This is a genomic window from Nonomuraea sp. KM90, from assembly GCF_052246675.1.
Lineage (GTDB): Bacteria > Actinomycetota > Actinomycetes > Streptosporangiales > Streptosporangiaceae > Nonomuraea.
The window spans coordinates 78,113-92,812 of the sequence record NZ_JBQQCB010000001.1 but is presented as its reverse complement, the minus strand read 5'-3'; the positions used below and the strand labels follow the sequence as shown (position 1 = coordinate 92,812).

Genomic DNA, 14,700 nt, shown 5'->3' with positions numbered 1-14,700 from the left:
TGCGACAATGGGGCGATGAACGAGGCGCAGATGATCGACCATCGCGTTCATGACGAGGTCCACGACTGCATCCGCCCTAGTTGCGGCAAGCGCGCCCAGACCGCGTTCATCGCGCTCGCGCGCGGACGGTTCGCCGGGCAGGACATGAAGCCGGGCGACTGGATCGACCTGTGCGCCGACGACGCCAACGACGTCTACAACGCGCAGCACCAGACGTACGCCCAACTGCCAGAGTGGCTGAAGGCGGACGCGAAGCGGGATCCACTTGATCAGCTTCTCGAAGACTTCGGATAACCCAGTCCACTCGGAGATTAGGGTGCTGTACGTGGTGACTGGTCCTCCAGCCGGGGGCAAGTCAACATGGGTACGGGGGAGGGCCAAAAGGGGGGACGTAGTCGTGGACTACGACCTCCTGGCAGGGGCTCTCTCGGGGCCACATCAGGGCAACCCCCACGACCACCCCGAGGCCGTACGCCAGGTCGCCTTCCGAGCCCGCACCGCCGCCATCCGGGAAGCACTACGCCACGTGCACACCACCGACGTCTACGTCATCCACTCCATGCCCAAGCCCGAATGGCTAACCACGTACGCCGAGCACAACGCAGAGATCGTCGTCATCGACCCAGGTCGAGACGTGGTCATGCAGCGCATCGCAGAGGAACGACCACCCTCGGCCAAGGGCGTGGCCACCCGCTGGTACAACCAGGCGGGACAGGGGAACAGGGGACAGGCCAGGGGTACCGCCCCCCAGGGTGGCGCCCGCCCCCGTCACCCCCAGTGCACCCCACCACCCAGGTCCTCACGGTCATGGTGACAATACGTGACAAGATGATCGTTACGTTGAGTAACAATGATCAATCACATCACAACGGGTGACGAACCCAGGCCAGAATCGATCCCGCATAACCGCAGGTCAGGGGCAGGGGGGCACCCTCGGCACGCAAGATCAACGATCAAGAGGTGATCCGCGCCCGATCGCCGTTTTTCTCCCCCCGCCACTCCCCGTACCCCCTCACAATGGGTGACCGCCCTAGCCTTGATCGACATGACGGTGTGTGACTGGAGTCCTCGCCACGTTCCGTAACGGAGGTGCTGATGACTCGTCGCAAGCTCGCCTCGGTGCCGACGGGCCAGCCTCGGGAGCGGGCGCCTGACCTGCGTGACGCCGTGAAGGCGGCCGTCGATGCGATGGACTGGCTCACCCCGACCGACCAGGCGATGAAGACGCTGGCTCTTCGTCAGGCCGAGGAGATCGAGAAGGCGATCGACCGTGCCGAGCAGCTCGACGAGCTCCGCCGGGACCTCTCCGACGACATGAGTGCGCTGAAGCGGCTGAAGGCCCTTGAGGCGATGTGCGACGTGACCAAGACGGTGGGCTGGCTCGGGCCGCAGCTTCAGGGCGTGCTCCGCGATCTGGGCGGGACCCCGGCAGCTCGGAAGGCGATGAAGGAAGACAAGCCCGTGGGGAGTCGCCTTGCGCAGCTACGCGCCGCCGCTGCTCGGGCGGACGACGCCTAGGATCTTCACCCCTCCGCTCGTCACCGGGCGGCCGGGCCCGTGCGGGTGCGGGTGCGCGCTGACCCCTGCCACCAGCCTCGGCTTCTCGGCGGTGGACTTCGCCACTGAGGTGGTGGGCATCCGGCCTCTGCTCTGGCAGCGCTGGCTGCTGATTCATGCGCTGGAGCTACGCCCAGATGGCGGCTTCCGCTTCCGGATCGTCCTGGTGATGGTCGCTCGCCAGAACGGCAAGACGTCGCTGGTCGAGCTCAAGAACCTCTGGAAGATGTTCGTGTTGCAGGTGCCGCTCGTGATCGGCACCGCGCAGGATCTGGACACCGCAGAGGAGTCCTGGGACAAGGCTGTCGAGATCGCCGAGGGCACGCCGGAGCTGGCGGGCGAGATCAAGGCCGTAGACAAGACGAACGGCAAGAAGTCGCTCAAGCTGGCGAACGGCTCCCGCTGGAAGATCAAGGCGGCCACTCGCCGAGGGGGCCGCGGCTTGTCCGGCGATGACGTGAACCTGGACGAGCTGCGCGAGCACCAGAGCTGGGACGCATGGGGCGCGGTCACGAAGACGACGATGGCGCGGGCGAACGCGCAGATCTGGTGCTACTCCAACGCGGGCGACGACAAGAGCGTGGTGCTCAACGATCTGCAAGAGCAGGGCCGCGGCACCGCCGACCAGGGGGCGGAATCCTCCCTCGGGCACTTCGAGTGGAGCGCACCCGACGACGTTCAATGCACGTGCGGCCGGCCGGACAAGAAGCACACCGCGGACTGCCGACTGCAGGACCGGGACGCGTGGGCGCAGGCGAACCCCTCGCTCGGTTACACGATCACCGAGGATGCGATCGCGTCGGCGCTGTCCACGGACCCGGAGCCAATCTTCCGTACCGAGGTGCTGTGCCAGCACGTGCCGGACCTGCGTCCGGAGTGGGCGGTCATCCCGGAGGCGAAGTGGCGGGCGCTGGCCGACGAGCACTCGGAGCTGGTGGGCCGCCCATCGTTCGCGATTCATGTGGCGATGGATCGCTCGTGGGCGGCGATCGCCGTGGTGGGAAAGCGCGCTGACGGGTTGCTGCACGTCGAAATCGTCGACTACCGGATGGGCACTCAGTGGGTGCCCGACCGGGCCAAGCAGCTGGATGAGCGCTGGAACCCGTGCGCGTGGGTGGTCGATGCTGGCGGCCCGGCAGGGTCGCTGATCGCCGATCTGGAGGCCAAAGGGCTGGACGTCACCAAGCCGTCGGCGCGTGACGTGGCGGCCGCCTACGGTCAGTTCGTCGATGCCGTGATGCCCGAGGAGGGCGAGCCGACACTGAGGTACATCCCGCACCCGGCCCTGGACGTGGCCGCTGCAGGCTCGGCGACGAGGTCGCTCACGACGGCGAAGGCGTGGGACGCGGTCGCGGCCACAACGGAGAGCAGCCCGCTGATCGCGGCCACGAACGCGGCCTGGGGGTTCGCGACCAAGGGCCACATCGAGGAACCGCCGCCGGTCATGCCGTTCGCGGTCTACGCGTAGGAGGGTCGGATGGCGTTGACGGTGCCGCTGGAGCGGATCACTCAGGAGGCCAGGCGGGTGGATGTCCGTAAGGGCCTGCTCGCTCTGCTGCGGGTGCTGGGCACGCTGGCGCTGGCGATTCCGTACGGGGTCGCCTGGTGTCTGCGCACGCTGGTGCTCGGCGCGACGATGTTGTGGGTTGCCGCGGTGGCCGGGTGGCGTGACGCCGGCCGGCCGCGTGCTGAGGGTGGTTCCGGCTCCTGATGGGTCTGCTCGATCGGGTCGCGGCGGAGGCTCGCGGCCGGCGCCAGCGTGCCCGTAAGAGCTGGTCTGAGCCGCCGTTCTGGGATCTCGATCGGCTGAGGTGGCCGTTCATCGGCTCGTCGTCGATGACGTCTGATCGTGAGCAGATCGAGCACGACTTTCCCGGCTACGTGCAGGGGATCTACAAGCGGAACGGGCCGATCGCCGCGCTGATGCTCGTGCGCCTGGCGGTGTTCAGCGAAGCCCGGTTCACCTTCCGAAGGATGCGCAACGGCCGGCCTGGCGACCTGTTCGGTACCTCGGCGCTCGCCACCTTGGAGAATCCGTGGCCGGGCGGGACGACGGGCGACCTGCTGGCCCGGATGATCCAGGACGCGGACCTCGCCGGGAACGCGTTCATCGCGAAGGTACCGGGGACGGACCGCCTCCGGAGGCTCCGGCCGGACTGGGTCACGATCGTCAGCGCATCGAAGAGCGAGCCCGAACTCTACGGCGCGGCACTCGACGCCGAGGTGATCGGCTACTACTACTCGCCGCGGGCTCCGGGCGTTCGGACGGACACGCTGCTGCTGCCGTCGCAGGTGGCGCACTTCGCTCCGATCCCGGATCCGGAGTTCTCGTGGCGCGGCATGAGCTGGCTGACGCCGGTGCTGCGCGAGATCAGTTCGGACCTCGCGGCAACCCAGCACAAGCTCAAGTTCTTCGAGAACGCGGCGACCCCGCAGCTCGCGGTCCGTCTCGACGCGAGCGTCACGCCGGAGATGTTCGAGCGCTTCAAGGCGCTGATGGAGGAGAACCACCGGGGCGTCGACAACGCGTACAAGACCTTGTACTTGGGCGGCGCGGCGGATGTCACCCCGCTGACCATGGATCTTCGCCAGCTCGACTTCAAGAACACGCAGGGCGCGGGGGAGAGTCGCCTGGCGGCCGCGGCCGGCATCCCCTCAACCATCGTCGGGTTCTCCGAGGGCCTGCAGGGGTCGAGCCTCAACGCCGGGAACTACGGCAGCGCGCGGCGCCGCATGGCCGACGGCACGATGCGGCCGCTGTGGAGGAACGCGGCCGGGTCGCTGGCGTCGCTGATCGACGTCCCGTCCGGCGCGGAGCTCTGGTACGACGACCGCGACATCGCGTTCCTCCGCGACGACCGCAAGGACTCGGCGGAGATCCAGCAGGCCAAGGCCGCCGCGATCCGCCAGCTGGTCGACGCCGGATACGACCCGAAGAGCGTAGTGGCCGCGATCGAGGCGGAGGACATGACCCTGCTCAAGCACACCGGCCTCTACAGCGTGCAACTTCAGCCGCCTGGGACTACGGCTACACCGGCCGAGCCCGCGCCGAGCGGGCCTACGCCGCCCGATGACCCATCCGGACCCGATCCGGCAGAGGAGCGATGAATGGACACCAAGAGCCTGCGGGTCGAGATCAAGGATGAGGCCAAGGGCGAGGTCAAGGCCATCTTCTCGACGTTCAACGCGATCGACTCAGACCGTGATGTGACCCGGCCGGGCGCCTTCACGGACGGTGCGGAGGTGCCCATCTCCGCGTACGGCCACACCTCGTGGTCGGGGATGCTGCCGGTGGGCAAAGCGACGATCCGGCAGACGGCCAAGCAGGCGATCCTCGAAGGCCGCTTCTTCATGGACACCGCCGCCGGGCGGGACACCTTCACCACCGTGAAGGAGCTGGGGGAGCTGGGCCAGTGGTCGTACGGCTACGACCCGGTCGAGTACAGCTACGGCGAGCACGAGGGCCAGCGGGTGCGCTTCCTCGACGCGCTGAAAGTTCACGAGGTCAGTCCAGTTCTCGTGGGTGCTGGCGTTGGCACGCGCACCCTGTCGGCGAAGTCGGCCCTGCCGGGTGCTCCGGTCAAGGCGGGCCGGCCGCTACCGCCCCACGAGTGCGAGGTCGCATCCAGGTCGTGGGACGGCGCGAAGACGCTGGCCGGCCTCGCCGAGGACCTGCGCCCGTCGGAGCTGCGGACCGTGTTCGCCTGGGTCGATCCGGGCGCCGATCAGGAGCTGAAGAGCTCCTACAGGCTCCCGCACCACCACGGTGTGGGCGGGCCTGCGAACGTCCGGGCGTGCCTGATGGGCATCGCCCGGTTGAACGACGGCAAGAGCGGCATTCCGGATGCCGACCGTAAGGCCGTCTACGACCACCTCGCCGCGCACCTGCGCGACGCGGACATCGAGCCGCCCGAGCTCAAGGACGAGCCGGGCGGGTCGCTGAAGTACGCCGAAGAGGGGCACGCGGTCCTAGCCGCGGTGTCCTCCTTCGTCGATCGAACTGCGGAAGTCGTGGCTCTCCGCTCGAAGAAGGGGCGGGGCATGGCGCCCCGGTCGGCTGAGCTCCTGGATTGGATCGACGCCGACCTGCAGCGCCTGAAGTCCCTGCTCTCCACACCTCTGGGCCCTGAGGACCCGTCCGACGCCGAGGTTGCCTCGGTGCTCGCCCGGTCCATCGCCCAGCTTCAAGGACTGTGAGGGAGATCATGACTATCGAGGCACCCGAGAGGGTCAAGGAGTTTCCGGCGCTGAAGGAGGCCAAGGCAGGCCTCAACGCGAAGCGCGACGAGCTGGCTGCCATCTTCAAGGAGGCCGGTGCTGATTACGACATGGACCAGGTGAAGTCCGTCCCGGGTGACCGGACGGCGAAGGTCGACTTCATCAAGCAGCTCAACGCCGAGATCGACGAGCGCAAGGCGAAGGTCGACGAGCTGCTCGCCATCGCCCGCGCGGCCGGCCGGCGCAGTGGCGGAAGCGGGCCAGGAGGAGCCTGGCGCGAAGGACCTGCCTGACGAGCCGCGTACCAAGGGTGGTCAGCGCAAGTCGCTGGGCGAGCTGTTCATCGGCAGCCCGGCTTTCAAGGGCTACACGACCGGGCTGGGCGTCGGTCCGGCGGCGAACCTGGACCTGGAGCTGAAGACGCTCTTCCAGACGTCCGCGGGCTGGGCGCCGGAGTCGATCCGGACCGGCCGCGTGGAGATGTTCCCGACCCGTCCTGCGCCGCACGTGGTGGAGTTCCTGCCGCAGACGACTACTGGCCAGGCCAGCGTCGTCTACATGGAGGAGACGACGTACTCAAACGCCGCGGTCGAGACGGCGGAAGGTGGCACCTACCAGGAGGCCACGCTCGCCCTGACGGAGAGGGCACAGCAGGTCCGCAAGATCGCTGTGTTCCTGCCGCTCACGGACGAGCAGCTCGAGGACGAGCAGCGGTCGGAGGCGTACGTCAACAACAGGTTGCCGTTCATGCTCCGCCAGCGCCTGGACTCCCAGGTCCTCGTGGGTGACGGCACCGGCGTGAACCTGCTCGGCACCGCCAGCGTCGTGGGTATCCAGACGCAGGCCAAGGGCTCCGACCCGATCCCGGACGCCGCGTACAAGCTGTTCCGCAAGATCAGGGACGACGGCTTCGCCGAGCCGTCCGCGATCTTCATGCGGCCGGCCATCTGGGAGCAGGTGCGCCTGCTCAAGACGGCCGACGGCCAGTACATCTGGGGCCACCCCAGCGTTCCGGGCGTGCCCACCCTGTGGGGCGTTCCGGTCGCGGAGACCACGGCCGCTCCGGCGACCGCGGCCATCGCGGGCGACTACGTGAACTTCAGCGAGCTCGCCGTCCGGCGCGGCATCGACGTGCAGGTCAGCAACAGCCACGGCACGTACTTCGTCGAGGGCAAGCTCGCCGTGCGCGCCGACGTGCGGTGCGCGGTGATCCACTACCGCCCCAAGGCGTTCGGGCAGGTCACGGGCCTGTAATGGCAGTCACCAGTGCGAGGGTCACGGCTGGCACCACTGCCGTGGCCCTCAACACGGCGAGCAGTTCCGGGCAGCGACTCACGGTCCGGAACACCGACGCGACCAACGGCGCCGACCTGGGCGCCTCGGGCGTCACGGCGGGCACGGGCTTCCTCCTGGCGGCGGCCACGCAGGTCACCGTCGAACTCCAGCCCGGGGACGTGCTGTACGCCATCCGATCCGCTGGCGCCGACGTTGTGCTCGCGGTCCTGCGAACCTAGGAGAAGGCAATGCCACTGATTGAGGGCACCCGCGGCCTGAAGAGCGCGCAGGGTGAGTACGACTTCGCTGTGGATGGCGGTGCGGTCGGCACGATCACGCTGCGGTCGGCGCCGAGCGACTCCAACGGGGGCGAGATCCCGGCCGGTGCGATCATCCTCGGCGGCTACATCGAGGTGGACACGCTCGTCACCTCGGCGTCCGGCAACACCGGCACGATCGCTGTGAACAGCGAGGGCGCGGCGGACCTGCAGGCGGCGGCCATCACGTCGGGCGCGCCGTGGTCGACGACGGGCCGGAAGAACGTCACGCCAGCGTGGACCGGCGCTACGTCGATCAAGACGACGGCTCGGCGGAGCCTGGCCATCACGGTCGCCGTGGCCGCTCTGACCGCCGGCAAGTTCCGCGTCGTCGTCTTCTACAAGTAGAGGGGGGCGTCATGGCCTTGCAGTTCGTGAAGCAGCTGGCGGACGACGACGCTCACGTGATCGCTACGGCGCGGCTTTGCCTGACCGAGGATGGCCGCCTGGTTCCGGACACGGATGAGGCGGCGCGCTGGCTGTTCTGCGTGCCTGGCGCACCGATCAAGCGGGCGGACGCCGAGCGGTACGGCCTGCTCGACGAGCCCGAGCCCGAACCGGAGCCCGAGGAGAAGGCCGCGGCCACACCGGCGAACAAGGCGCGGGGCCGCGCCACGAACAAGTAGGGGGTGCCCGTGCCGTTCAACGTGGCTGGCAAGAACGATGCCCTGTCGGGCGGCATCGGGAACGCGATCACGCACATCGGGGTCAACACCCTGGTGACCGCGCCGCCGGGTGACACGAGCCCTGGACTTGGTACGACTGCGGCGTCCACCGAGGCGACGGGCGGGTCTCCGGTGTACGCCCGCGTGGCGGTCACGTGGGCGGCTCCCGCGGGTGGCCAGCGCTCGAACTCGGGTCTGTTGGCGATCGATGTGCCGCCGGGGCAGTACGGGTTCCTGACGTACTGGACCGCGAGCACGGGCAACTCGGGCACCCAGTATCGAGGGTTCGCGCCGATCAACGGTGGCGCCGCGCGCGGGTTCGGCGTGGTCGACGCGGCCGACCTGACCGCCAACACGATCACGAGCCCGGCGCATGGGCTGGCCAACGGCGATCGGGTGATCTTCTACAACATCTTCACCGAGACGATCCCGGGCGGCCTGGTCGAGGGCGCCGCCTACTACGTGATGGGCGCGACGACGGACACGTTCCAGGTGGCGCTCACCAGCGGCGGCGCTGCGGTGGACCTGGCGACGACGCAGGGCGAGGTGTTCTTCGAGCGCGTCGTCCCGGAGGTGTTCGGCTCTCAGGGGCAGATCACGGTCCAGGCCGGTGCCCTGGTGCTGGACTCGACGGCCTTCTGATGGCGCTGCTGGACGCTACGGCCCGCGCGAGGGTGGCGGCGCAGTGGATGCGCGAGAACGTCACCTCGTGCTCCTTCAACAAGACCGACCTGGCGGCGGCCGTGGCCGCGGCGGATCAGTGGGTGGAGGACAACACCGTCTCCTACAACCAGGCCCTTCCTCTGCCGTTTCGTACGTCGGCGACCACTGATCAGAAGGCCGCGATCCTGGCCTACGTGCTGTGGCGCCGGATCGGCCGGCTGAGGGCTCGGGAGGACTGATGGCCACCGTACGTCAGCTCATCAGCCCGGACGAGGGCCGTTTCCTGTCGTCGGGGTTCGCGGTGCCGTCGCAGGTCAACGGCACGAACCTCCCGGTCACCGGACTGGCCTTCGACGCGGCCGCCACGTCGTCGGCGTTCTTCAAGCGGCGGCTCATCAGCTACGGCTCCGGCAACCTCACCCTGAACATCACCTGGTACGCGGACACAGCGACGTCGGGCGTGGTGCGCTGGTCGGCGGCGGTCGCCTGCATCACCCCGAACGTGGACACCACCGACGTGGAGACGAAGGCGTTCGCCGCGAGCACCGACACCGACGACACCCACCTTGGGACGACCGGGCAGCGGGTGCACGGCCACGACATCGTCATCACCAACCTGGACGGCGCAGCGGCCGGTGACCTGATCTGGATCCGGCTGCAGCGGCTCGGCGGCCACGCCAACGACAACCTGGCCGGCGCCGCGCATCTGCTCGACGCCGAACTGGCCTACTCGGATACGTAGGCGCTCATGGCGGTCCGGTTCGACGCGGCAGGCGAGCAGTACAGCGCTACCAACGGCCTGCCTGGCTCGACGTACACCCTGACGGCGTGGGTCTGGCCAGCCGCGGTGGGGGTGAGGTTCAGGGCCGTCTACTGGCTGCGCACGTTCAGCGACCAGCTCTCCGGGGTCGTGATCCGCGACTTCACCAGCGAACTGCAGCTCATCGACAACGGGTCGTACGGCTTCAACGGCGTGGGCCCGCTCGTCGCGACCCCGGAAACCTGGTATCGGATCGGCGTCGTCGTCAACGGCGCGAATGCCACCTTCCACCGGTCGGCTGCTGGTTCCCCGCTGGGGTCCGCCTCCGTAGACAACTTCTCTCCGCCCGCCACGCCTAACGAGTGGTGGATCGGCGACGACCCATACGACGACTGGTGGGACGGCCGCATCGCCGCCCTGAAGGTCTGGGGTGCCGCACTCACCGCGGGCGAGGTGGAGGCGGAACTCGGCCAGTACGCGCCCCGCCGCACCTCGAACCTTCTCAGGTTTCACCCGTTCTACACGGCCGAAACGGTCGACTACAGCGGCAACGGCAACGCCCTGTCCGGCGGGGCCGGGACCACGACCGAGGACGGCCCGCCCATCCCGTGGGCATCGGCCATCCCGCTCATCGTTCTCCCGCCTGCTGCGGCTGGCGGCGTAGCGGCCACGGGCAGCAGCGCCGCGGCGGTCACGTCGACGGCGGTGGCCCGGAAGGTCGTGTCGGTCTCGGCGCGCTCGTGCGTGGGGGTCGCCGGTGTGGGGACGGCGCGCAAGATCGGCCCGGCTACGGCCAGATCGTCATCCGCGATCGCGTCCACGCTGGCCGCTCGGAAGGCGGCGCCCGCCACAGGCCGCAGCCAGGTCGCGGCGGCGTCAAGCGCGACCGCCCGCAAGCTGGCGCGCGCTGCGGGCACCACGGCGGCCGCACTGGTTGGCCGTGCGACAGCTCGGAAGGTCGCGCCGGCGGCCGGGACTGCGTACGCCGCGGTCTGGTCGTACCGCTCGCAGCTGCTGACGCGGGCGGTGAGCGCGTCCTGCTCGATCGCTGTGGGGGGCTCGGCCTCGGCGCGCAAGGTGCTGCCCGCGTCGGGTGTGTCGGTGCTGGGGGCGCTTGGCCGGGCGTCCGCCGTCCATGTGGCCGTGGCCGCCGGCGTGACGCCGGTAGCGCTGGCCGGGCGGGTGCAGGTGGGCCACGTGGCTGTGGTGACAGGCCGCGGTGTGGTCGCGGTCGCGGGAGCTGCGGGCGCCCGGAAGGTAGCGCCTGCCGGGGCGCTGGCGCTCGCGGCGATCACGTCAGCGCACGTCGCGGCGGAGGCGCCGCCACAGGGCGGGTCGATGGCGATGCGGACCAGGCGCGGCCCTTCGGCGGTTGGCACGGCGCGGGCGGGCGTCTCGATGAGGCTCGGTGCTCGCCGTGGCCCCAGGATGGAGGGCGCATGAGCTTCGATCTCGGCGATCCGGTGCCGCTGAGCATCACGATCACGGACGACCAGGGCGCCCCGGCGAATGCGGGCAACGTCGCACTGACGATCACGCTGCCGGACGGCACCCTGGAGACACACGATCCGGTCGCGTCCAGCTCGACCGGCGTCTACGACTTCAACTACGCCACGGTGCAGGCGGGCCTGCACCGTGTGCGGTGGCTGGCCACAGGCGCCAACGCGTGCGCGATCACTGACGTGATCGATGTCGAGCCGGCCGAAGGAGCTCCGTTCATCTCGCTGGTGGACACCAAGGAGCACCTACGCAAGAACCAGATCGTCACGGAGGACGACGAGGCGTTGCGCCGGTTCGTCGGCGCGGCCTGCCAGGTGATCGCGGACCGGATGGGGCATGTCACGCCGACGACGGTGGTGGCGGACCGGTCTGCTCGCCGGGGCGTGGTGGTGCTGCCGGAGCGGCCGGTCATCTCGGTGACGTCGGTTGTGACGCTGCCAGGCGGCGCGGCGGTGCTCGCGGCCGACGCGCTCGCCGGAACGCCCGGCTGGACACTGGAGAACGCCGAGGGCGTGATGAGCGTGCCCGCCACCCATGGACTGGTGCGCGTCACTTACAGGGCGGGCAGGAGCCCGCTCCCACCGAACTTCAGGCTCGCGGCCCTCGACCTGGTCAAGCATCTCTGGCAGGGCAGCCAGCACAACCAGGCCGGCGGCCGCCCGGCCCTGGGCGACTCCGACGCGATCTCGGCTGGCTTCGGGCGGCCCTACGCCCTGCCGTACAGGGTGTCCGAGCTCCTGGGCCTGAAGCGCGACCAGGAGCGCGATCAGCTGTACGTCGGCTGACCACCTCGGGCCGCCCGTGCTCTCCATTCCAGGGTCAGGTTCAACCTGACCTCCAATGACCTGGGAGGACTTCCCGCGTGTCCACTATCCCCGCCGCGCTCGACGCGCTCGTGGCGCTCGCTGAGCGCGCCTGGCCGGAGGACGTCATGATCCTCGATGGGCCGCCGACGGTCGATGTCGAGCCCGACGTGATCGCGATCGGATACAGCGGTACGCCGAGTGAGCCCGACGTCCGCAACACGCTCGCTCAGGAACAGCTCACCATGGAGCCGGACCGCGAGTCGTACGACGTGATGTGCATGGCCAGCGCCTGGCGCGGCGACGCGCACCGCGGCGGCCGGCCGGATACCCGCACGGTGCGCGAGAGGGCGCTGGAGCTGATCGCCGGGTTCCGCGCCGAACTGGCCCGTGACGATCGTCTGGGCGGCGCGGTGATGCTGGCCCGCATGTCGACGCTGGACATGATGACGGACCAGACAAAGGCTGGCCCCGTCGCCACCGTCAGGTTCGTCGTCCACATCGACGCGTTCGCATGATGGCGACGTTCAGCGATCCGCAGGACCCGTCGGCGGCGATCCGGCTGCTGGCCAAGCAGTTGGACGGCATCCCGAAGGAGCTGCGTCAGAAGCTCCGGCCGGCGTTGCGGGCGGCTGCTGAGCCGGTCGTCGCGGACGCGCGGGCGCGGGCATCGTGGTCGACGAGGATCCCGCGCGCGATCTCGATGTCGGTGCGGTTCTCCCGCGACCCGGGCGTGCTCATCCGGGTGCGCAGGTCGGTGGCACCGCACGGCCGCGCCTACGAGGGGATCACGGGGGCCTCGGACTTCATCCATCCCGTGTTCGGCCATCGGGACCGCGAGGTGGCCGAAGGGACACGGCCGTACCTGGAGCCTGCGGTGCGGGCGGCGGCGGACACCGTGCTGGCGAAGACGGTCGGGGTTGTGGACCAGGTGGCGCGGGACAACGGGTTCCGATGATCAAAGGGGAGTGCTGATGGCCTTCAGGCTGCAATCGTTCTTCGAGCTGGAGGCCGAACTAACGTCTCCGCTCGACCTCACCACGCCGACCGCCGCACTGCGGGTCGCCCGCCAGTTCGCGCTGGCGCAGGGTACGGGCGTCGGCCAGGCGGACCTCATGTGGTCCGATCAGCGCACGGTCGCCGCGTCGGCGACGGACACGGTGGACCTGGCGGGATCACTGTCGGCGCCTCTGGGCGGCACGCTGACCTTCCTAAGGATCAAGATGCTGGCGGTGTTTCCCGCGCCCGGCAACACGAACAACCTGCTGGTGCAGCGCCCGGCCACGAACGGCGTCCCGCTGTTCAGCGCCGTCAGCGCCAACATGCCTGTCCCGCCCGGTGGCGCCTTCCTCTGGTACGCGCCGTCCGCCGCCGGTGTGGCCGTGACAGCGGGCACGGGCGACCTCATCGACTTCGTCAACGCCGCCGCCGGCACGCCGGTGACGTACGACGTCGTCATCGTCGGCGCGTCGGCCTAAGGGGGGCGCATGAACACCGTGTGGATCTCGCATCCGAACCTCGCCGACCGGGGCCCGTCCGAGGTGCCGGCGTCCGCCCTGCAGGAGCACCAGCGCGCCGGCTGGGTCCTCGTGGACGCGCCCGATCGGCGGCCGGAGACGATCGCCGCGCTGATCGCGGGTGGCTGGGAACCCGAGGAGGCCCGCAAGGCGGTGATGGCGGCGATGCCTGACCCGCCGCCTGATGGGTCCGACCAGTCCGACCAAGCCCCGGCAGACGCCGGGGCTTCTTCTTTGCCCGAAACGCCGAAGGGTCGGCGCTCTACCAGGGGGGATAGCTAATGCCCGCAACGCCGATCACTCCGGCTTCGAGGTTCTTCAGGCCCGGCATCACCAAGTGCTACTGGGTCGTCAGCATCGCCAACATCGCCGCGCCGACGCGGCTGGAGATGAACGCGGGCTCGGACCTGTCCAAGGACATCTTGGACATCTCCGGGTGGATGGTCAGCGGTCAGGCGATCGCCACGCCCGACCTGAACAGCCGCTTCGTGGGCAACATCCCGGGCCTGACCCAGGCGGACGAGTCGAGCATCTCGTTCTACCAGGGCGTGACCGGCGTCGATGTCCGCTCGCTGATGCCGCGCGACACCAACGGGCACATCCTGTGGCTCGACGGCGGCGACGTCGCCGGAAGGAAAATGGACGTGTTCCCGGTGCGCGTGCTCTCCCTGGGCAACCCGCGCACCATGGGGGCCGAGGCGGCCAGGCTGGTCATCCAGTACAGCGTCACCACCGAGCCCGCCGAGAACGTGACGATCCCGGCGTGAGCAAGGGCGACCGCCTGCTCAGCCGGCCGCGCCTGTCGGCTGAGCATCCGATCCGGATCGACGACGACACTGAGGCGCGGCGCGAGGTTGAGCAGGCGCAGTTCACCCTGGCGCTGCTGCGCACGCAGGGTGACCCGGATGAGGCGGCCGTCCGCAAGGCCAAGGCCGCCCTGAAGCGCGCCGAGGCCAAGGTCAGGGCTTGCTACGAGTGGATCCCGCTGCGAGCCATGGAGGTCGACGACTACGAGGCGCTGGTCGGGGAGCACAAGCCGCGGCCGGACTCCGCTGACGAGATCTGGAACAACGCGACGTTTCCACGGGCGTGTCTGCTGGCCTGCGACGAGTCCGGCCGGTCAGAGGCCGACTGGGAGCACATCTTCAAGCACGTCCTGTCGGGTCCGGAGCAGATCCAGCTATGCAACACCGCGATCCGGCTCAACGTGCGCACACCGGATGAGTCGCTCCCAAAAGGCTGGGCGCAGATCGAACCCTAGCGCTGGAGCTGGACGTCTGCGCCGAGTACCGCATCCCGCACAGCAAGTTCCTCTCGTGGTCCCAGGACGACCGCGACAAGGCGATCTGGCACTGGATCTGGCGGCGGCAGGAGTGCCCGGACTGCCATACCCGCGAAGAGGAGTGGGACGAGAGCCGCGGCGGC

Annotated in this window: 23 protein-coding genes; all 23 read left to right on the top strand. The window is 69.3% G+C overall.

Annotation, left to right across the window (positions count from 1 at the left end; translation table 11 throughout):
- Positions 1-15 precede the first annotated feature (15 nt).
- The gene (locus tag ACTWPW_RS00460) at positions 16-294 is read left to right on the top strand and encodes a hypothetical protein (protein WP_443167595.1); all 279 of its coding nucleotides are present in this window, start codon (positions 16-18) and stop codon (positions 292-294) included.
- 103 nt (positions 295-397) lie between these two features.
- Entirely contained in the window at positions 398-814 is a 417-nt protein-coding gene (locus tag ACTWPW_RS00455) for a hypothetical protein (protein ID WP_443167594.1), read from the top strand.
- Between the two features lie 281 nt (positions 815-1,095).
- On the top strand, positions 1,096-1,518 hold the full coding sequence (locus tag ACTWPW_RS00450) for a terminase small subunit (protein ID WP_443167593.1): 423 nt from the start codon (positions 1,096-1,098) through the stop codon (positions 1,516-1,518).
- Positions 1,475-3,025 carry a hypothetical protein gene (locus tag ACTWPW_RS00445; RefSeq protein WP_443167592.1) on the top strand — a complete coding sequence of 517 codons (1,551 nt, stop codon included), beginning with the start codon at positions 1,475-1,477 and terminating at the stop codon, positions 3,023-3,025. Before ACTWPW_RS00450 ends, ACTWPW_RS00445 begins: the two co-directional genes overlap by 44 nt.
- Before the next feature lie 9 nt (positions 3,026-3,034).
- Positions 3,035-3,268 (top strand): hypothetical protein, encoded by a 234-nt coding sequence (locus tag ACTWPW_RS00440; protein WP_443167591.1) that lies wholly within the window; start codon positions 3,035-3,037, stop codon positions 3,266-3,268.
- 125 nt (positions 3,269-3,393) lie between these two features.
- A complete protein-coding gene (locus tag ACTWPW_RS00435) occupies positions 3,394-4,665 on the top strand; it encodes a phage portal protein (protein WP_443167590.1) in 1,272 nt (423 codons plus the stop codon).
- Positions 4,666-5,754 (top strand): HK97 family phage prohead protease, encoded by a 1,089-nt coding sequence (locus ACTWPW_RS00430; RefSeq protein ID WP_443167589.1) that lies wholly within the window; start codon positions 4,666-4,668, stop codon positions 5,752-5,754.
- Positions 5,751-6,068, top strand: a complete 318-nt coding sequence (locus tag ACTWPW_RS00425; protein ID WP_443167588.1) for a hypothetical protein — start codon at positions 5,751-5,753, stop codon at positions 6,066-6,068. Before ACTWPW_RS00430 ends, ACTWPW_RS00425 begins: the two co-directional genes overlap by 4 nt.
- Positions 6,022-7,029: a phage major capsid protein gene (locus ACTWPW_RS00420; protein WP_443167587.1), complete on the top strand. Its 1,008-nt coding sequence runs from the start codon at positions 6,022-6,024 to the stop codon at positions 7,027-7,029. Before ACTWPW_RS00425 ends, ACTWPW_RS00420 begins: the two co-directional genes overlap by 47 nt.
- Positions 7,030-7,070: 41 nt before the next feature.
- Positions 7,071-7,289 (top strand): hypothetical protein, encoded by a 219-nt coding sequence (locus tag ACTWPW_RS00415; protein WP_443167586.1) that lies wholly within the window; start codon positions 7,071-7,073, stop codon positions 7,287-7,289.
- Positions 7,290-7,298: 9 nt separating this feature from the next.
- Positions 7,299-7,715, top strand: a complete 417-nt coding sequence (locus tag ACTWPW_RS00410; protein WP_443167585.1) for a hypothetical protein — start codon at positions 7,299-7,301, stop codon at positions 7,713-7,715.
- A gap of 11 nt (positions 7,716-7,726) precedes the next feature.
- A complete protein-coding gene (locus tag ACTWPW_RS00405; protein WP_443167584.1) occupies positions 7,727-7,993 on the top strand; it encodes a hypothetical protein in 267 nt (88 codons plus the stop codon).
- Positions 7,994-8,002: 9 nt separating this feature from the next.
- The gene (locus ACTWPW_RS00400; protein ID WP_443167583.1) at positions 8,003-8,674 is read left to right on the top strand and encodes a hypothetical protein; all 672 of its coding nucleotides are present in this window, start codon (positions 8,003-8,005) and stop codon (positions 8,672-8,674) included.
- Positions 8,674-8,934, top strand: a complete 261-nt coding sequence (locus ACTWPW_RS00395) for a hypothetical protein (RefSeq protein WP_443167582.1) — start codon at positions 8,674-8,676, stop codon at positions 8,932-8,934. The genes ACTWPW_RS00400 and ACTWPW_RS00395 overlap by 1 nt, the downstream gene beginning before the upstream one ends.
- On the top strand, positions 8,934-9,437 hold the full coding sequence (locus ACTWPW_RS00390; RefSeq protein WP_443167581.1) for a hypothetical protein: 504 nt from the start codon (positions 8,934-8,936) through the stop codon (positions 9,435-9,437). The genes ACTWPW_RS00395 and ACTWPW_RS00390 overlap by 1 nt, the downstream gene beginning before the upstream one ends.
- Positions 9,438-9,443: 6 nt before the next feature.
- Positions 9,444-10,898: a LamG-like jellyroll fold domain-containing protein gene (locus ACTWPW_RS00385; protein WP_443167580.1), complete on the top strand. Its 1,455-nt coding sequence runs from the start codon at positions 9,444-9,446 to the stop codon at positions 10,896-10,898.
- Positions 10,895-11,740: a hypothetical protein gene (locus ACTWPW_RS00380; protein ID WP_443167579.1), complete on the top strand. Its 846-nt coding sequence runs from the start codon at positions 10,895-10,897 to the stop codon at positions 11,738-11,740. The genes ACTWPW_RS00385 and ACTWPW_RS00380 overlap by 4 nt, the downstream gene beginning before the upstream one ends.
- 77 nt (positions 11,741-11,817) lie before the next feature.
- Positions 11,818-12,276 carry a hypothetical protein gene (locus ACTWPW_RS00375; protein ID WP_443167578.1) on the top strand — a complete coding sequence of 153 codons (459 nt, stop codon included), beginning with the start codon at positions 11,818-11,820 and terminating at the stop codon, positions 12,274-12,276.
- Positions 12,273-12,716, top strand: coding sequence for an HK97 gp10 family phage protein (locus ACTWPW_RS00370; protein ID WP_443167577.1), 444 nt, complete (start codon positions 12,273-12,275; stop codon positions 12,714-12,716). The genes ACTWPW_RS00375 and ACTWPW_RS00370 overlap by 4 nt, the downstream gene beginning before the upstream one ends.
- A gap of 16 nt (positions 12,717-12,732) precedes the next feature.
- Positions 12,733-13,236 (top strand): hypothetical protein, encoded by a 504-nt coding sequence (locus ACTWPW_RS00365; RefSeq protein WP_443167576.1) that lies wholly within the window; start codon positions 12,733-12,735, stop codon positions 13,234-13,236.
- Positions 13,237-13,245: 9 nt separating this feature from the next.
- Positions 13,246-13,557, top strand: coding sequence for a hypothetical protein (locus ACTWPW_RS00360; protein ID WP_443167575.1), 312 nt, complete (start codon positions 13,246-13,248; stop codon positions 13,555-13,557).
- Positions 13,557-14,042: a phage tail tube protein gene (locus ACTWPW_RS00355; RefSeq protein WP_443167574.1), complete on the top strand. Its 486-nt coding sequence runs from the start codon at positions 13,557-13,559 to the stop codon at positions 14,040-14,042. The genes ACTWPW_RS00360 and ACTWPW_RS00355 overlap by 1 nt, the downstream gene beginning before the upstream one ends.
- Positions 14,039-14,536, top strand: coding sequence for a hypothetical protein (locus ACTWPW_RS00350; RefSeq protein ID WP_443167573.1), 498 nt, complete (start codon positions 14,039-14,041; stop codon positions 14,534-14,536). The genes ACTWPW_RS00355 and ACTWPW_RS00350 overlap by 4 nt, the downstream gene beginning before the upstream one ends.
- Positions 14,537-14,700: the final 164 nt, after the last annotated feature.